Consider the following 17,727-nt stretch of genomic DNA (forward strand, 5'->3'; position numbering starts at 1 on the left):
GCGCGGACTAACGGACATTCTCATTCCATCCGGGAAGGTGACAACGGTGGCGCGAAACGGTGGCGTGAACCGGCAGGTGGTCACGTTCGTGCTGGTGGGCGGCTTGTGCGCGGTGGTCGACTTCGGTGTTTACAGCGCTCTGCTCGCTTTCGACGCCTGGGCGCACGCGGCCAAGATGGCCAGTTTCACGATGGGCACCACGGCGGCGTTCTTCCTCAATCGGCGGTTCACGTTCGGGGTCTGCGCGGGAGGTGCCCGGCAGGTCGCGGCGTTCGCCCTGCTGTACCTCACCACGTTCGTCGTCAACGTATTGGTCAACGCGCTCGCACTGCACCTGTTGCCACCCGTTCGAGTGGAGTACGCGGTGGCGTGGCTGATGGCCCAGGGCGTGGCCACGGCCGTCAACTTCGCGGCGCTGCGCGGAGTGGTCTTCCGCCTCGGGAAACCTGGTGGCGTCGACCAGCCGGTCGTTGGCTAGCCTTGACGACCAGCCGTCGGTCGAGCCGACCGCCGGAAGAAGCCAACCCCAGAATCGAAGTCAACTCCGAGGAGAGCAGTTCCCGTGATGCGCACGCACGAGGCCGGGAAGCTCCGCGCCGAGCACGCCGGGCAGTCCGTCACCCTGACCGGGTGGGTGGCACGCAGGCGCGATCACGGCGGCGTGATCTTCATCGACCTCCGGGACGCCTCCGGCGTGGCCCAGGTCGTCTTCCGCGAGGGCGAGATGGCCGAGCGCGCGCACAAGCTGCGCTCGGAGTACGTGGTCAAGGTCGTCGGCGACGTGACCCGCCGTCCCGAGGGCAGCGAGAACCCGGAGCTGCCCACCGGCGACATCGAGGTCTACGCCAGTGAGCTGGTGGTGCTCAACGAGTCCGCGCCGCTGCCGTTCCAGCTGGACGAGCACCTGGAGGTCGGCGAGGAGGCCCGCCTCCGGCACCGCTACCTCGACCTGCGCCGCAGCGGACCGGCCAAGGCCATGCGGCTGCGCAGCGAGGCCAACCGGATCGCCCGCGAGGTGCTGCACGCCGAGGACTTCGTCGAGGTCGAGACCCCGACCCTGACCCGCTCCACCCCCGAGGGCGCGCGCGACTTCCTGGTGCCCGCCCGCCTGCGCCCCGGCTCCTGGTACGCGCTGCCGCAGTCGCCGCAGCTGTTCAAGCAGCTGCTGATGGTCGGCGGCCTGGAGCGGTACTACCAGATCGCCCGCTGCTACCGCGACGAGGACTTCCGCGCCGACCGGCAGCCGGAGTTCACCCAGCTCGACATCGAGATGAGCTTCGTCGAGCAGGACGACGTGATCGCGCTCGGCGAGAAGGTCGTCTCCGCGCTGTGGAAGGACCTGGCCGACCACGAGATCGCCCGGCCGTTCCGCCGCATCTCCTACGCCGAGGCCATGGCCAAGTACGGCACGGACAAGCCGGACCTGCGCTTCGACCTCGAACTCACCGAGCTGACCGAGTACTTCAAGGACACGCCCTTCCGGGTGTTCCAGGCGGCGTACGTCGGCGCGGTCGTCATGCCAGGCGGCGCGTCGCAGCCCCGCCGCACGCTCGACGCCTGGCAGGAGTGGGCCAAGCAGCGCGGCGCCCGCGGCCTGGCGTACGTGCTGGTCAACGAGGACGGCACGCTCGGCGGCCCGGTCGCCAAGAACCTCTCCGACGCCGAGCGCGACGGCCTGGCCAAGGCCGTCGGCGCGAACCCGGGCGACTGCGTCTTCTTCGGCGCGGGCGACCCGGACGGCGCGCGTGCCCTGCTCGGCGCGGCCCGCGTGGAGATCGCGCACCGGGTCGGCCTGATCGACCCCAACGCCTGGTCGTTCGTCTGGGTCGTGGACTTCCCGATGTTCGAGGCCGTCGACAAGATCGGCGACGACGTGGCGGTGGGCAGCGGCAAGTGGACCGCGCTGCACCACGCGTTCACCTCGCCGACGCCGGAGTGGATCGACCGGTTCGAGGAGGACCCGGGCAACGCCCTGGCCTACGCCTACGACATCGTCTGCAACGGCAACGAGATCGGCGGCGGGTCGATCCGAATCCACCGCGCGGACGTGCAGCAGCGGGCGTTCCAGGTCATGGGCATCACGCCCGAGGAGGCGCGGGAGAAGTTCGGCTTTCTGCTCGACGCCTTCTCCTACGGCGCGCCGCCGCACGGCGGCATCGCGTTCGGCTGGGACCGGATCGCCATGCTGCTCGGCGGGTACGACTCGATCCGCGAGGTCATCGCGTTCCCGAAGAGCGGCGGCGGCTACGACCCGCTGACCGCCGCGCCCGCGCCGATCACCGCGCAGCAGCGCAAGGAGGCGGGCGTCGACTTCAAGCCCGCGCCGGCGGAGAAGGCCGCCCAGGAGAAGGTCGCCCAAGAGAAGGCCGCGCAGTAGCGCCGTGCTGCACTTGCGGGCCATCTGCCCGGTCGAACGCACCGAGTCGGTACTGGCCCTGTTGAAGCAGGCCCCCGGCGTCGCGCACGTCGTGGTGCTGCGCGGCGCGGCCGTCGACCCGGCGGGCGACGTGGTGGAAGCCGACCTCGCCCGGGAGGCCACCGACGAGGTGGTGGCCTCCCTGTGCGAGCTGGGCGTCGACCGGGACGGCGGCGTCACGCTGGAGCAGATCGACACCGCCCTGTCCGACGCGGCCGACCGCGCCGAGAAGGCCGCGCCCGGTGACGGCGCGGACGCCGTGGTGTGGGAGGAGCTGCTGTCCCGCACCGGCGAGGAGTCGCGGCTCAACGCCACGTTCCTGGCGTTCCTGACCATCGCGTGCCTGCTCACCGCGGTCGCCGTGGTCACCGACTCGGCGGTCACGCTGGTCGGCGCGATGGTCGTCGGCCCGGAGTTCGGGCCGCTGGCCGCCATCGCCGTCGGCCTGGTGCTGCGGCGCTGGGACCTGGTGCGGCGGGCCGCGCTGGCGCTGGCCGCCGGGTTCCCGGTGGCCATGGCGATCACCGCGGTCGGCACGTGGCTCGGTTCGCTCACCGGCCTGTTCGACCGGGACCTCGCGCTGGCCGGGCACGAGCTCGACTTCGTCTTCGAGGTCGGGCCGTTCTCGTTGATCGTGGCGCTGCTCGCGGGCGCGGCCGGGATGCTGTCGATGACGTCCGCCAAGTCCGCCGCGCTCGTCGGGGTGTTCATTTCGGTCACCACCGTGCCCGCCGCCGGCTACGCCGCAGTGGCCGGTGTTCTCGGCCAGTGGGACATATGTCTCCAGTCGATTGCACAACTCGCGGTGAACCTCGTCGGTGTCGTGGCGGCGGCGGCGCTGGTCCTGGCGTTGCGCAACCGCCGCGCACGGGTCCGCGACCTGGGACGACCGCTCGCCGACGGCTGATCGGGCGCGGGATTTCCACAAAAGGTGGAGTGCGCGGACCGTGAGCACTACCGTCACGGTGCCCGGACGGCTTCTGTCAGGCCGGTCGCCACCCGGAGTAGGGTCGGAGGAGATGAGCGTGGAGATCACCGCCGGCCCGCAGGACATCGACGACGCTGCACCCTCCGAGCTTGACGACGCGGTGGCAGCGGCCGAGTCGGTGTTGAGCAAGAGGTTCGGCGCAGCGGTTCGACTGGCCGACCCCGAGGACCTCGGGGGTGCGGGCCGGTCGGTGGTCGCGCGCGTCCGGGTGGCCCACACCCCCTTCTCGCTGCCGCGCACCCTGGTGGTGAAGCGCTACCCGTCGCCCGTGGCGGACCGCGACCCGTTCGCCCACGAGGTGGTGAGCCACAAGCTGCTCACCGCGCTGCCGTCCGAGGAACGCCTCACCCCCGAGCTGGTCGCGCAGGACAACGCCAAGCGGCTGGTCGTGCTCGAAGACCTGGGCAAGGCGCCGCGGCTGGCGGAGAAGCTGCTGGGCTCCGACGCGCGGGCCGCCGAACGCGGGCTGCTGTCGTGGGCGCACGCGATGGGCCGGCTGCACGCGACGACCGCCGGTCGTGACGCGGACTTCGACGCGTTGATGCGCCGCCAGGGCTCGCAGTGCTGCGCCGACCCGATCGTGGTGGACGTGCACACGGCGTTGGCGGGTCTGCCCGAGCTGCTCTTCGACGAGCTCGAAGTCGACACGCCCGACTCCGTGCGCACGTTCGCCGCGCAGGCGGTGCGCGGGTTCGTCACGTCCCGCAGGCGTGCGTTCAGCCCGTCCACGTCGTGCCCGGACAACCACCTCGTGACCAGCAAGGGCGTCCGGTTCCTCGACTTCGAGGGCGGGTGCGTGCGCGACATCGTGTTCGACGCGGCGTGCCTGCGGGTGCCGTTCCCGTCGTGCTGGTGCGCCTACGGGCTGCCCGCGGGCATGTCGGAGGCGATGGTCGCGGCGTGGCGGGCCGAGGTGTCGTCGGTGTGGCCGGACCTGGACGACGACGCGGTGTTCCTGCCCCGGCTGCTGGAGGCCCAGCTGCTGTGGGTGTGGCTCGGCACGTGGCGCGGGCTGCCCGGGTTGGACTCGTCGCTGCCGTCCGGCCACCGCCCGCTGGACTCGCCGCCGCGCGTGGTCGTGCTGACGTCGCGGTGGGTGCGGCTGCGGCAGGACGCGCTGGCGTCGGGCGCTAAGCACATCGTCGCGCACGCCGACGCGGTCATCTCGGCGCTGGCCGCGCGCTACGGCGCGCGGACCGCGGAACTGCCGCTGTACCCGGCATTCCGATAGCGTTGGGCTGTTCGTCCACGGCGCGTCACGTGGCCGCGCGATCGTTCCGGTGTGGCCAAGACGGTGCGCAGCCTGGTGGTCCTCGGTGACTCGACGACGGTGGGCGTGGGCGATCCCGTGCCCGGTGGGTGGCGTGGCGTCGGCCCGCTGCTCGCGGCGGCGCTGCCGCACGCGCGGTACCTGAACGTTTCCGCTGCGGGTGCGCGCGTGGCGTCGGTGCGGCACGAGCAGCTGCCGGGGGTCCTGCCCGCGCGGCCCGACGCGGCCGTGCTGCTGGTGGGGATGAACGACGTGCTGCGATCCGACTTCGACGGGCGGCGGCTGCACGTCGACCTGGACGCGGTGGTGGGTGCGCTGGTCTCGGCCGGCGCCGCCGTGGTCACGGTGCGGTTCCACGACCACGGCCGGGTGTTCCGGCTGCCGGGCGCGTTGCGGCGGGCGTTGCGGGCGCGGATCGCCGAGCTGAACGGGATCATCGACGCGGTGGTGCGGCGGCACGGGATCGAGTGCGTCGACCTGGACCTCATGGAGGGCGCCTACTCGCCGGAGACGTGGGCGGTGGACCGGCTGCACCCGTCGGAGTCGGGGCACCGCCGGCTCGCGGCGGAGTTCGCGGCGCGGCTGGCGCGGGCCGGGTGCGAGGTGCCGGGCCGGGTGTCCCTCGCCTGCACGGGCGGGCTCAGGGTGACACCGCTGCACCACGCCGCGTGGCTGGTGGTGAAGGGGCTCCCGTGGCTCTGGCGCCGGGGCCACGACCTGCTTCCCCACGCCACCACGATCATGTACCGCTCCTGGGCCGGTCACCCGGAGCCGCCGCGCTATGTCCCCACGGAGGCCGAACCGGCGGTGTCCGGCCCGGTGGCGGTCGGTTCTGCGGTGGCCGGCCCGGCGCCGGTAGTGGCCGGCGCCGGGCCGGTAGTGGCTGGTCCGGCGGTGGCCGAGCCGGTGGTGACCAGTCCAGTGGTGGCTGGGCCTGCGGTGGCCGGAACGACCACCGCCCCGTCCGGTTGGCGTCAGCCCAGCTCGTAGACGGTCGACCCGCCGATCGTGGTGGCCTCGTAGTTCGCCGCGACCCACTCGGCGATCTCGCTGCCTCCCCCCATCGGCCCGCCGCCCGTGCCGCCGGACACGAAGTAGCCGATCCGGCCGTCCGCCACGTACTGCCGGAACTCGTCCAACGTCGGCGCGGGATCGCCGCCGCTCCAGCCGCCGATGCCGATCACGGCCTTGCCCGAGTCCAGCGACAGGCTCGCCGCGCCCTGCGCGCTCATCGTCGCCGCCGCCCACGTGCCGGTGGTGGCCTTGAGCAGGTCGACCAGCTCGGCGGACGACTCGCCCACCGGCCCGCCCATGCCGCCGTCACCCGAGTAGGACGGGGGACCGGACATCGGGATCGAACCGGCGTGCGGCGTGGCGGCGGTGGCCACGCCGAAGGCCGCGGTGGAGAGCACCGAGGTGGCCAGGGCGAGCGCGGCGACCCGGCGCACGCCCATCACGACCGCCGTGGCCACCAGCACGGTCAGCGCCGCCACCACCCAGCGCAACGCGGGCAGCCACTCGCCGAACCGCTGGAGCAGCGCGAAGCCCCAGAACCCGGCGCCGGCGACCATCATCGCCAACGCCACGCGCACCGGCGGGTGCTTGCGGCCACGCCACATCTCCCGACCGGCGATGGCGACGAGCGCGGCGACGCCCGGCGCGACGGCGACCGTGTAGTACGGGTGCGTGATGCCGCTCATGAAGCTGAACACGAGCCCGTTGCCCAGCACCCAAAGACCCCACAGCACGAGGGCCGCGCGCGTGCGGTCGGTGCGCGGCAGCCGGCGCGTGAACCACAGCCCCGCCACCAGTCCGACGAGGGCGGCCGGGAGCAGCCACGAGATCTCCGCGCCCATGCTCGCGTCGAACAGCCGGCCGATGCCGGTCTCGCCGCCGAAGCCGAGGTTGGCGTTGCCGCCGCCCATGACGACACCGCCACCACCGCCGCGCCCGCCGAAGATCCGGCCGAGGCCGTTGTAGCCCATGGCCAGCTCCCACAGCGAGTCGTCGGCCGAACCGCCGATGTACGGGCGCGACCCGCGCGGCCACAGCTCGACCAGCGCGATGAACCACCCGGCGGACACGACCACGGCGAGGCCCGCGCCGAGCAGGTGCAGCAACCGCTTGGGCAGCGTGGTCGGCGCGGCGAGGAGGTAGGCGGCGGTGAACGCGGGCAGCACCAGCAACGCCTGCCCCATCTTGGCCAGGAACGCGAACCCGACCGCGACGCCCGCCAGCGCGAGCCACCGGCCGGACCCCCGCTCCACCGCGCGCACGGTGCAGTACGCGGCGGCGACCATCAGCAGCACCAGCAACGCGTCCGGCAGGTTGAACCGGAACATCAGCACCGCCACCGGCGTCACCGCGAGCGCCGCGCCCGCGATCAGCCCGGCCACCGCACCGGACGTGCGCTTCACCGTGGCGTACAACAGCCACACGGCCAACACGCCCTCGACGGCCTGCGGCGCCAGCACCGTCCAGCTGGAGAACCCGAAGACGCGGGCGAACAGCCCGCTCACCCACAGCGCGGCGGGCGGTTTGTCGACCGTGATCACGCCACCGGCGTCCAGGCCGCCGAACAGCCACGCGGTCCAGCTCTGCGCGCCCGCCTGGGTCGCGGCGGCGTAGTAGCCGTTGCCCCAGCCGGACGCGGTGATGTTCCACAGGTACAGCACCGCCGTGCCGGCCAGCAGCACGACCAGCGCGGGCGTGGTCCAGTTCCGGCCCGACGGTGGCGACTCCGCGGTGGGTGCGGGCGCCGTCAGGGTTGCGGTGGTCATGGAAGGGTTCCCTAGGGTCGACGGTGTGCCATGAAAGCTGTGTGTCATGGAGCGGTCTCCGCGGCGCGGCGCGGCCGGAAGACCCAGTTGCGCAGCAACAGGAAGCGCAGCACGGTGGCGAGGAGGTTCGCGCCGACGACCGCGACCAGCTCGGCCGAGCCGCCGGGCGCGGCGCCCAGGTGCAGCAGGGCGAGCGAGCCGCTGGTGAGACCGAGACCGAGACCGAACACGATCAGCCCTTCGAACTGGTGGCGGCCCGCGCCGCGCCGACCGCGCACGCCGAACGTGAACCGGCGGTTGGCCGCGGTGTTGGCGATGGCGGTGACCAGCAGCGCCACCAGGTTCGCGCCCTGCGCGCCGAGCCCGCCGCGCAGCGACACGAACAGCAGCAGGTAGGCCAACGTGCTGATCGCACCCACCGCGCCGAACCTGACGAGCTGCTTGAACAACCCGGCGGGCACGCCCGGCGTCCGCGGTTCCAACGGTTGCCTCCCCAGCTGGGCGCGGAGCTCGCCGATCGGGATCCGCCCGCTCACCAGACCGCGGGCCACCCGGGCGACGCCCTTCAGGTCGGCCACCGCGGTCGACACGACGTCCACCCGGCTGTCCGGGTCGTCGACCCAGTCCACCGGCACCTCGTGGATGCGCGCGCCGGCCCGTTCGGCGAGCACCAGCAGCTCGGTGTCGAAGAACCACCCGGTGTCCTCGACGTGCGGCAGCAGGCGGCGGGCGACGTCGGCCCGGATCGCCTTGAAACCGCACTGCGCGTCGCTGAACCGGGTCGCGAGCGCGCCGCGCAGGACCAGGTTGTAGCAGCGGGAGATGAACTCGCGCTTCGGCCCGCGCACCACCCGCGCGCCCCGCGCCAGCCGGCTGCCGATCGCCAGGTCGGAGTGCCCGGAGATCAACGACGCCACCAGCGGCGCGAGGGCGGCCAGGTCGGTGGACAGGTCGACGTCCATGTACGCCAGCACGGCGGCGTCCGACGCGGTCCAGACGGCCTTCAGCGCCCGGCCGCGTCCCTTCTCCGCCAGGTGCACCGCGGCCACCCCGGGCAGTTCGAGGGCCAGCTCGTCGGCGACCGCACGCGTGCCGTCCGTGCTCGCGTTGTCGGCGATGGTGATCCGGAACGTGTAGGGGAACGTCCGCGTGAGGTCGGCGTGCAGCTTGCGCACGCACGGCGCGAGGTCGCGTTCTTCGTTGAACACCGGCACCACCACGTCGAGCACGGTGGTCGTCGTGAGCGTGGTCATGAGCCCACCCTCGGGCGCTCGGCTGGGCGGCTCGTGTGTCATCGCTGTGCGCCGGCTGTGAGGTCGTAGACGTCGACGTCGTCCACGGTCGTCGCGGTGAACGTGTCCGCCACCCACTCGGCGATCCGCTCGGCCGCGTCGCTGCCCGTCTCGGCGGGCATCATCGCGCCGCCGAGGAAGTAGTGGATCCGTCCACTTCGGACCAGTTCCTGGAACTCCGCCGGGGTGGGTGCGGGATCGGTGCCGTTGAACCCGCCGACGGCCATCACCGGCGCACCGCTGTCGAGCTGGTAGCCGGCCGCGTTGTTGGAGCCGACGGTCGCCGCCGCCCACGTGAAGCCCTCGCTGTCGCGCAGCAACGCCACCAGCTCGTCGCCCGGCGTCGGCGCGCTGAGCAGCCCGCCCATCCGGTTGCCGCCGCCCCGGACGTTGTCCGTGGCTCCGCCCGGCCCGATGAGGACCAACCCGCCCGGTCGGTTCGCCAGGGCGGGCCCGGCGCTGGGGATCGCGCCGGAGTGCGGCGCCGCGGCCGTGGCCACCGAGTAGGCGCCCGGCCCGAGCAGCGCGGCGACCACGGCGACCGGCACGACCACGGCGGCGGGCGCGGAGGCGGCGAGGAACAGCCCCACCGCGCCGACCAGGCCGAGGACCAGCACGACCGCGGCCAGCGGGGTGGACCAGTCGAGCAGCAGCAGGTAGCACTGGAGCGCGGTCACGGCCAGCGCGCCGGACAACGCCGCCGCCGCGCCGGGTTCCCGCCGCCTGCGCCACAGCGCGACCGCGCCGATCCCGGTCACCGCGCCGATCGCCGGCGCCAGCGCGACCGTGTAGTAGGCGTGGATGATGCCGTTCATGAAGCTGAACACCACGGCGGTGACGGCCAGCCAGCCGCCCCACAGCGCGAGCCCGATCCGCTCGGTCGCGCGGCCGGCCCACCAGCCGGCGACCAGCAGCACCAGCGCGGTCGGCAGCAGCCAGGCGATCTGACCGCCCATCTCGGCGCCGAGCAGCCTGGCCCACCCGCTCGAACCCGGCCCGCCGCCGACGCTGCCGATCTCCTCACCGGTCAACCGGCCGAGACCGTTGTAGCCCAACGCCAGTTCCAGCACGCTGTTCCCCTGCGACCCGCCGATGTAGGGCCGTGACCCGGCGGGCGTCAGCTCCACCGCCAGCACCCACCAGCCACCGGCGACGACCACCGCGCCCGACGCCGCGGCCAGGTGCCGGAGCTTGCGCGGCAGCGCGGCCGGCGCGAACGCCAGGTACACCGACCCGAACGCGGGCAGCACCAGGAACGCCTGGAGCATCTTCGCCAGGAACGCGAACCCGACCGCCGCGCCGGCCAGCGCCAGCCACCGCACCGAGGCCGTCTCGGTGGCGCGGACCGTGCCGTACGCGCCCGCCACGAGCAGCAGCACCATCAGCGCGTCGGGGTTGTTGAACCGGAACATCAACACCGCCACCGGCGTCAATGCCAGCACCGCGCCCGCGATCAGGCCGGCCGCCTCACCGGCCGCGCGGCGCACCGCGGCGTGCAGCAGCAGCACGGAGGCCACGCCCATCAACGCCTGGGGGACCAGGATGCTCCAGGCGTTGACGCCGAACAACCGGGCCGACAAGCCCATGACCCAGGTCGCGGCGGGGGCCTTGTCGACGGTGATCGCGCCGGCCGGGTCGGTCGCGCCGAAGAACCACGCGTGCCAGCTCTCGGCGCCGGCCTGGGCGGCGGCGGAGTAGTAGGCGTTGGCCCAACCGGAGTCGCCCAACCGCCACAGGTACAGCACCGCCGTCCCGGCCGCCAACAGCAACAGGGGAAGTCGCGCTCGCATGGGACCGAGCCTGTCGGCGAACCCTGGGCAGTCCTTGTGCACCGCCTGTGAGCCCGCTGTGCGAGACCAGCTTGATCAGCGTGGCAGGTGGACGGTGAACGTGGTCCGGCCCGGCCTGCTGGCCAGCCGCACGGACCCGTGGTGCGAGGCCACCACGGCGGCCACGATCGACAGGCCGAGGCCGGTGCTCCCGGCGGCCCGGGACCGCGACGTGTCGCCCCGGCTGAACCGCTCGAACACCTCGCTCTGGAGCCCGGCGGGGATGCCCGGCCCGTCGTCGCTCACCGCCACCCGCACCCCGCCCTCCACAGTGGACAGCGACGTGGTGACCGTCGTGCCCGGCGGCGTGTGCGTGCGCGCGTTGGAGAGCAGGTTCGCCAGCACCTGGTGCAGCTTGTGCGCGTCACCGGCCACCTGGACGGCGTCCGGCGGCAGCTCCAGCCGCCACTCGTGGTCGGGCCCGGCGATCCGGGCGTCGCTGACCGTGTCGACCACCAGCCGGGACAGCTCGACCCGGTCACGCGCCAGCGGACGCCCCGCGTCCAGCCGGGCCAGCAGCAGCAGGTCCTCGACCAGCGACGTCATCCGCACCGCCTCGGACTCCACCCGTCGCATCGCGTGCGCGACCTGGGGCGGCACCTCCTCGGACGAGCGGCGGGTCAGCTCGGCGTACCCGCGGATCGCGGTCAGGGGAGTGCGCAGCTCGTGGCTCGCGTCGGCGACGAACTGCCGGACCCGGGTCTCGTTGGCGTGCCTGGCCTCCAACGCGCTGCCGACGTGGCCGATCATCCGGTTCAGCGCGAGACCGACCTGGCCCACCTCGGTGTCCGGGTCGGCGTACTCGTCCGGCACCCGTTCGGCCAGCGCGACCTCGCCCTCGTGCAGGGGCAGCTCGGCGACCCGGCTCGCGGTCGCGGCCACCCGTTCCAGCGGGCGCAGCGTGCGGCGCACGATCAGCGCGCCGGCCAGGCTCACGGCGACCAGCCCGGCCAGCGCCACGCCGCCGACGGTCCACGCCATCCGCGACACCGTGCTGTCCACGTCGGCCATCGGCAGCCCGGTGATCACCACCACGCCGATCGGGGTGGTGGTCGCGATGATCCGGTGGTCGCCCAGCTCCTCGCCCAGCCACACCGTGCGCGGCCTGCCGTCCGCGGGCACGGTCTCGGCCCGCGCCGCCACGTCGGTCGACAGCCTGGTCCGGTCACCGCTCTCCCGGGCGATCCGCTCGGCGTCGGTGCCCCCGTCGGGGTGCTTGATCAGCACCAGCGTGCCCGGCCCGAACCCCGGCCCGTCCAGCGGGTTGGCGGACCGGCCCGGCATCGGCGGCGGCGGGACGTCGCGGCGCACCTTGGTCGAGGCCTCGACCAGCTGGTCGTCCAACCGGGCGACCATGGTGTCCCGCAGCGCGAGCCCGGTCGCCACACCGATGATCGCGCACACGACCGCCAGCAGCACCACCTGGGCCGCCACCAGCTTGGTCCGCAGCGGCCAGCTCCTGGCCCGCGAGGCGTGCTCAGGAGGAGGGCTTGAGGACATAGCCCGCGCCCCGCATCGTGTGGATCATGGGCGTCCTGCCCGCGTCGATCTTCTTGCGCAGGTAGGAGATGTACAGCTCGACGATGTTGGCCTGCCCGCCGAAGTCGTAGCTCCACACCCGGTCCAGGATCTGCGCCTTCGACAGCACCCGCCTGGGGTTGCGCATCAGGTACCGCAACAGCTCGAACTCGGTCGCGGTGAGGTCGATCGCGGAGCCGCCGCGACGCACCTCGCGCGTCTCCTCGTCCAGCACCAGGTCGCCCACCACGAGCTCGGTGCCCGCGCCCGCCTCGGTGACGCCGGTGCGGCGCAGCAGGCCGCGCAGCCGGAGCACGACCTCCTCCAGGCTGAACGGCTTGGTCACGTAGTCGTCGCCACCGGCGGTGAGCCCGGCGATCCGGTCCTCCACCGCGTCCTTGGCGGTGAGGAACAGCACCGGCAGGCCGGGCAGGTCCGCGCGCAGCCGGCGCAGCACCTCCAGCCCGTCGAAGTCGGGCAGCATCACGTCCAGCACCACCACGTCGGGCCGGAAGTCGCGCGCGGTCCGCACGGCGGACGTGCCGTCCAGCGCGGTGCGGACCTCCCAGCGCTCCATCCGCAACGCCATGGACATCAGCTCGGCCAGGGTGGACTCGTCGTCCACCACGAGGACCCGCACCGGACTTCCGTCCGGGCGGCGGAGTTCAGGGAAGGTCCCCGAAGCGGACACTGGGCGCATGCTCCGATCCTGGCCCCGGCGCTTGAGCCGGACCTGTGCCGATCCTGTGTACCACCTGTGAAGCCGCCCGACCGGTCGTGGCGCACGCACAGGCGGCGCCCAAGGGCCGCACAGCCGGTTCACAGGCTCGCCCGACACCGTGGTCGCCATGACTACCGAAACCGAGCAGCAACCGACGTGGGGTGACGAGCCGCCGCCGCAGGCCGCCGCTGCGGGAACCGGCTGGAACGGCCGCAAGACCCTCGCCGCGGTCGCCATCGCCGTGGGCATCGCCGCCGTCGGCGGTGGTGTCATCTACGCCGCGAGCAACTCCGACGCGGCCCAGGGCATGGGCGGACCAGGCGGTTACGGCCGCGGGCCCGGCGGCGGCCTGATGATCATGGGTGGGCCGTTCGGCGACACCCAGCACGGCGAGTTCCAGAACGGCGAGGTCACCGAGGTCGGCGACTCGTCCATCACGGTGAAGAGCGGCGACGGGTTCGGCGAGACCTACCTGATCGACGACGACACGCAGGTCAACGGCGGTCAGGGCGACCTGGACGACATCGCGGAGGGCGACGTCGTCACCGTCATCGCCGGCGAGCCCGCCGAGTCCGCCGACGGCAAGGCCACCGCGGACAGCATCATGAAGGGCGACGTGATGCGCGGCGGGCCGCGGCAGAAGCAGGGCGACGGCCGGCCGCCGGTCGAGCAGGACCAGCAGGGCGACTCGTCCGACGAGCAGGGGACCCCGCCGACCCGGTAGAACTACCGCATGACCCGACTGGCGCTCTCGGCACTGCTGGCACTGTTGGTCCTGTTCGGGGCGTCGCCCCAGGCGTACGCGCACACCGAGCTGGTGTCGAGCGACCCGGCGGCCGGCGCGTCGCTGGCGCAGCGGCCCACGCTGCTCACGCTGACGTTCACCGAGCCGGTGCCCGCCGAGAGCGCCGAGGTCACCGTCCTGGCCGCCGACGGGAGCGCGTGGCCCACGGGCCAGGTCGTGGCCGACGGCGCGAAGCTGACCGTGCCCCTGCTGGAGTCCGGGTCGCCCGCCGGGCAGCACACCGTGTCGTGGACGGTCGAGTCGCTGGACGGCGACTTCGTCGACGGCACGTTCGCCTTCACGGTGACCGCGCCGCCGGCCGCCCAGCCGCCGCCGGCCGCCACGACGCCCGCCACGACCCCTGCCGCGCCGCCCGCCGTGACGTCGGGGGACGCCGCGCCGACCGCCTCGTCGTCCGCCGCCACCGGCTCGGTCGCCACGATCACCGCCGCGTCCACCGACCAGGCCGGCTCCGAGCCGACGCGCGGAGAGGACGGCGGCGGCCTGCCGCTGTGGGCGTGGGTCCTGATCGTCGCGGCGGTGGTGGTGGTCGCCGTCGTGGTCGTCGTCGGCCTGAGCAGGCGCGGCCGGAAGGACGACGGCGACGGCACGCCGGCCGAGTAGCCGGCCGGGTGGTCAACGGTCAATGACTACGGTCGGCCCATGACCGGATCTGCTCTGCACCGCCGCGTCCTGCTCGCGGGCGGCGCCGCGGCCGTGCTCGCCGTGGCCGGGTTCCGCACGGCGGCGCACGCCGCACCGGACGACCGGGCCGGCGGGCGGCGGTTCACCCTCACCGTCCTCGGCACCACGGACCTGCACGGCAACGTCTTCAACTGGGACTACTACGCCGACCGCGAGTACGACGACGCCGGGCACGACGACGTGGGCCTGGCGAAGCTGTCCACGCTGGTCAAGGCCGTCCGAGAGGAACGCGGCGCGCACCGCACCCTGCTCGTCGACGCGGGCGACACCATCCAGGGCACCCCGCTGGCCTACTACTACGCCAGGGTCGAGCCCATCGGCCGCCGTCGCGTGCACCCGATGGCCGCCGCGATGAACGAGCTCGGCTACGACGCCTCCGCGCTCGGCAACCACGAGTTCAACTACGGCATCCCCCTGCTGCGGGCGTTCGAGAAGCAGCTGGACTTCCCGCTGCTCGCCGCGAACGCGATCGACTCGGCCACCGGTCGGCCGGCGTTCCGCCCGTACGTGGTCAAGACCGTGTGGCGCACCGGCGCGGCGCCGCTGCGGGTCGGCATCCTCGGCCTGACCAACCCCGGCATCGCGATCTGGGACAAGGCGCACGTGGACGGGAGGATGACCTTCCCGGGCGTGCTGGAGCAGGCCCGCGAGTGGGTGCCGAAGGTGCGCGCGGCGGGCGCGGACCTGGTGGTGGTCGCGGCGCACTCCGGCGCCGACCTCTCGTCGTCGTTGGGCGACCTGCTGCCCTTCCCCGAGAACTGCTCCGCGCTGGTCGCCGAGGAGGTGCCGGGCATCGACGCGATCCTGGTCGGCCACGCGCACACCGAGATCGCGCAGCGGTTCGTCACCAACAAGGCCACCGGCAAGCAGGTGCTGCTGACCGAGCCGCTGTTCTGGGGCAAGCGGCTGAGCGTGATGGAGTTCGACCTGGCGTGGTCGCCGGGGCGCGGCTGGCGCGCCGAGGCGTCCCGCTCGCAGGTGCTCGACACCAGCACCGTGCCCGAGGACCCGGCCATCGCCCGCCGGCTGCGCGACGACCACGACAAGGTGGTCGCCTACGTCAACTCCCGGATCGGCACGTCCAAGTCGGCGATGTCCGCCGCGACCGCGCGGTACGAGGACACCGCCGCGCTGGACTTCGTCAACCTCGTGCAGGGCACGGCGTTGAAGGCGTCGCTGACCGAGGCGCTGCCGGTGCTGTCGCTGGCCTCGCCGTTCAGCAAGGCGGCGGCGATCCCGGCGGGCGAGGTGTCGGTGCGCGACGTGGCCGGGCTCTACGTCTACGACAACACGCTGTTCGGCGTGCGGCTCACCGGTGCGCAGTTGAAGGACTACCTGGAGCGGTCCGCGGGGTACTTCAAGGCCGTGACGACACCCGGACCGCACCAGCCGGACGCGCTGACCAACGCGGGCGGCACGCCGGACTACCTCTACGACGTGGCGGCCGGCCTGGACGCGCCGCTGACCTACGACATCGACCTGTCGCGGCCGGTCGGGCAGCGGATCACCGGACTGGCCCACGACGGCGTCGCGGTGACGGCGGAACAGGAGTTCGCGGTGGCGGTGAACAACTACCGGCAGTCCGGCGGCGGCAACTTCCCGCACATCGCGACCGCGCCGGTGCTGCACAACCGGCAGCTGGAGATCCGGCAGCTGATCATCGACTGGGTGCGCGAGCGCGGCGAGATCGACCCGGCCGCGTTCCACCGGGTCGACTGGCGGCTGGTCGTCGACGGCACGCCGGTGGTCGTCGGCGGATGAGCCACGAGCGACCGACGCCGCCTGGCCTGCCGGACGTCCTGGGGCCGGGGTTGGACGTGCTGTTCTGCGGCATCAACCCCGGCCTGATGTCGGCCGCCAAGGGACAGCACTTCGCCCGGCCGGGCAACCGGTTCTGGCCCGCGCTGCACCTGTCCGGGTTCACGCCGCGCCTGCTGACGCCCGCCGAGCAGGACGAGCTGCCGCGGTACGGGCTGGGCATCACGAACCTGGTCGCGCGGCCGACGGCGCGGGCCGACGAGCTGACGGCCGAGGAGCTGCGGGCGGGCGGCGCGCGGCTGACGGCGTTGGCGCGGCGGCACCGGCCGAAGGTGGTGGCGGTCGTCGGCGTGACGGCGTACCGGGCGGCGTTCGGGCGCAAGGCGGCGGCGATCGGCCCGCAGGACGAGTCGATCGCGTCGTCGCGGCTGTGGGTGCTGCCGAACCCCAGCGGGCTCAACGCGCACTACCAGCTGCCCGCGCTGGCCGAGGTCTTCGGCCGGTTGCGGCTAGAGGTTGCGCAGGCCGACTAGCACCCGTTCCAGCAGCGTGAAGTCCGCGCCACCGGCCGCCACGGCGTTGTCGTGCACGGCGACCACGCCCATCGAGATGAGGTCGCCGAGCAGCACCCGCGCCACGCCGAGCGGCACGGCCAGCAGCGCGGAGACCTCGGCCACCGACCGGGGGTTCGCGCACATCTCCACGATCGACCGCTGCTCGGCGGTGGTGTCGCGCATGGCGGTCGCGATGCCGTCCTCCTCCAGCGAGATCAGCGTCTCCAGCCTCAGGTCGTAGCTGGACGCCGTGCGGCCACCCGTCCACGCGTAGGGGCGGACCAGGGGACCGGAGAACTCCTCGGCGGCCGGTTCCGGCTCGGGTTCGCGCTGCCGGACGACCGGCATGGGCGGGGGGTCGAAGTAGAGGTCGCGGTCGAACGGGGCGGTCTCGTCCAGCGGGTCGTCCGGCGGTTCTTCCAGGCTGCGCCGGAGCGCGGCCGAGCCGAACCGGGCGCCCGTGGCACCGACCTCGCCCCTTAGGGACCTCCGCCGCCGGGGTGGCTTCGGCTGTTCCGTAGGATCTCCGTCGTCGAGACTGCGCCGCAGCGCGGGGGAGCCGAACCGGGCGCCGGTCGTGCCGACGTCCCCGCGCAGGGACCGGCGGCGTCTGCGCTCGCCGCCGGTCGGCTCCGGGTCAGAGCTGCCTGTGCTCACATCCCGGGAACCGTAGACCGAACCACGTTCGGTTGATGTCGGGCGTGTTTCGAGTCCGTGCAATCCTCGTTAACCACCGCACATGCGCGGCTCCGGGCGGCCTGGAGGATGATGGGACGATGCGCATCCGCGAGGTCGAGATCTCCGACGACATGATCAGGTTGGGCCAGTTCCTCAAGCTGGCCGGCTTGGCGGACAACGGCGCGCACGCCCGTGACCTGGTCGAAGCCGAGGAGGTCTCGGTGAACGGCCGGCTGGAGACCCGGCGCGGCGCCCAGCTGCACGACGGCGACGTGATCGCCGTGGGCGAGGAGAAGGCCCGCCTGGTTACCGGTCGCTAGCATCCCGGGCCCCGCGACGGCTCCCGGCCGGTCGGGGGAGCGCGGCGATCGGCCGTAATCCGGTTGATCGTCGGCGGGTGGGGGCTGCACTGTGGCCCGGCGTCACGCGTCGTG

General features: G+C 73.2%; 16 protein-coding genes. 10 read left to right on the plus strand and 6 right to left on the minus strand.

The window, feature by feature from the left end; genetic code table 11:
- The first annotated feature begins 76 nt into the window (after window positions 1-76).
- The 5 genes from ACQPYE_RS11905 (at window position 77) to ACQPYE_RS11925 (ending at window position 5,664) form a co-directional block, all read left to right on the plus strand.
- Entirely contained in the window at window positions 77-478 is a 402-nt protein-coding gene (locus ACQPYE_RS11905) for a GtrA family protein (RefSeq protein WP_498721163.1), read from the plus strand.
- Window positions 479-562: 84 nt separating this feature from the next.
- Window positions 563-2,377, plus strand: a complete 1,815-nt coding sequence (aspS, locus tag ACQPYE_RS11910) for an aspartate--tRNA ligase (protein WP_498721164.1) — start codon at window positions 563-565, stop codon at window positions 2,375-2,377.
- Window positions 2,378-2,381: 4 nt separating this feature from the next.
- The gene (locus ACQPYE_RS11915) at window positions 2,382-3,323 is read left to right on the plus strand and encodes a DUF389 domain-containing protein (protein ID WP_498721165.1); all 942 of its coding nucleotides are present in this window, start codon (window positions 2,382-2,384) and stop codon (window positions 3,321-3,323) included.
- A 112-nt stretch (window positions 3,324-3,435) separates the two neighbouring features.
- Window positions 3,436-4,635: a hypothetical protein gene (locus ACQPYE_RS11920; protein ID WP_498721166.1), complete on the plus strand. Its 1,200-nt coding sequence runs from the start codon at window positions 3,436-3,438 to the stop codon at window positions 4,633-4,635.
- Between the two features lie 51 nt (window positions 4,636-4,686).
- Window positions 4,687-5,664, plus strand: a complete 978-nt coding sequence (locus ACQPYE_RS11925) for an SGNH/GDSL hydrolase family protein (RefSeq protein WP_498721167.1) — start codon at window positions 4,687-4,689, stop codon at window positions 5,662-5,664.
- Here ACQPYE_RS11925 and ACQPYE_RS11930 read toward each other — a convergent pair.
- The 5 genes from ACQPYE_RS11930 to ACQPYE_RS11950 form a co-directional block, all read right to left on the minus strand.
- Window positions 5,649-7,454 carry a glycosyltransferase family 39 protein gene (locus tag ACQPYE_RS11930; RefSeq protein ID WP_498721168.1) on the minus strand — a complete coding sequence of 602 codons (1,806 nt, stop codon included), beginning with the start codon at window positions 7,452-7,454 and terminating at the stop codon, window positions 5,649-5,651. The two genes, ACQPYE_RS11925 and ACQPYE_RS11930, sit on opposite strands and share 16 nt — an antisense overlap.
- A 44-nt stretch (window positions 7,455-7,498) precedes the next feature.
- Window positions 7,499-8,707, minus strand: a complete 1,209-nt coding sequence (locus tag ACQPYE_RS11935) for a bifunctional glycosyltransferase family 2/GtrA family protein (protein WP_498721169.1) — start codon at window positions 8,705-8,707, stop codon at window positions 7,499-7,501.
- Between the two features lie 38 nt (window positions 8,708-8,745).
- Window positions 8,746-10,536, minus strand: coding sequence for an ArnT family glycosyltransferase (locus ACQPYE_RS11940; RefSeq protein WP_498721170.1), 1,791 nt, complete (start codon window positions 10,534-10,536; stop codon window positions 8,746-8,748).
- Between the two features lie 75 nt (window positions 10,537-10,611).
- Window positions 10,612-12,075 (minus strand): sensor histidine kinase, encoded by a 1,464-nt coding sequence (locus ACQPYE_RS11945; RefSeq protein WP_498721171.1) that lies wholly within the window; start codon window positions 12,073-12,075, stop codon window positions 10,612-10,614.
- The gene (locus ACQPYE_RS11950; RefSeq protein ID WP_498721172.1) at window positions 12,053-12,793 is read right to left on the minus strand and encodes a response regulator transcription factor; all 741 of its coding nucleotides are present in this window, start codon (window positions 12,791-12,793) and stop codon (window positions 12,053-12,055) included. The genes ACQPYE_RS11945 and ACQPYE_RS11950 overlap by 23 nt, the downstream gene beginning before the upstream one ends.
- Window positions 12,794-12,941: 148 nt before the next feature.
- Here ACQPYE_RS11950 and ACQPYE_RS11955 point away from each other — a divergent pair, with 148 nt between their 5' ends.
- Genes ACQPYE_RS11955 through mug form a run of 4 tightly spaced genes read left to right on the plus strand, consistent with a single transcriptional unit; the run spans window position 12,942 to window position 16,594 of the window.
- A complete protein-coding gene (locus ACQPYE_RS11955) occupies window positions 12,942-13,538 on the plus strand; it encodes a hypothetical protein (protein WP_498721173.1) in 597 nt (198 codons plus the stop codon).
- 9 nt (window positions 13,539-13,547) lie between these two features.
- Entirely contained in the window at window positions 13,548-14,222 is a 675-nt protein-coding gene (locus ACQPYE_RS11960) for a copper resistance CopC family protein (RefSeq protein ID WP_498721174.1), read from the plus strand.
- 39 nt (window positions 14,223-14,261) lie between these two features.
- Window positions 14,262-16,064 (plus strand): bifunctional metallophosphatase/5'-nucleotidase, encoded by a 1,803-nt coding sequence (locus ACQPYE_RS11965; RefSeq protein ID WP_498721175.1) that lies wholly within the window; start codon window positions 14,262-14,264, stop codon window positions 16,062-16,064.
- On the plus strand, window positions 16,061-16,594 hold the full coding sequence (mug, locus tag ACQPYE_RS11970; protein WP_498721176.1) for a G/U mismatch-specific DNA glycosylase: 534 nt from the start codon (window positions 16,061-16,063) through the stop codon (window positions 16,592-16,594). The genes ACQPYE_RS11965 and mug overlap by 4 nt, the downstream gene beginning before the upstream one ends.
- Here the strand turns inward: mug and ACQPYE_RS11975 are convergent.
- Window positions 16,571-17,272: a DUF742 domain-containing protein gene (locus ACQPYE_RS11975; protein ID WP_498721177.1), complete on the minus strand. Its 702-nt coding sequence runs from the start codon at window positions 17,270-17,272 to the stop codon at window positions 16,571-16,573. The two genes, mug and ACQPYE_RS11975, sit on opposite strands and share 24 nt — an antisense overlap.
- 119 nt (window positions 17,273-17,391) lie before the next feature.
- Here ACQPYE_RS11975 and ACQPYE_RS11980 point away from each other — a divergent pair, with 119 nt between their 5' ends.
- Window positions 17,392-17,613: an RNA-binding S4 domain-containing protein gene (locus ACQPYE_RS11980; RefSeq protein WP_498721178.1), complete on the plus strand. Its 222-nt coding sequence runs from the start codon at window positions 17,392-17,394 to the stop codon at window positions 17,611-17,613.
- Window positions 17,614-17,727 lie beyond the last annotated feature (114 nt).

Origin of the sequence: Actinosynnema sp. CA-299493 (assembly GCF_050946825.1) — a bacterium.
Classification (GTDB): Bacteria; Actinomycetota; Actinomycetes; order Mycobacteriales; family Pseudonocardiaceae; genus Actinosynnema.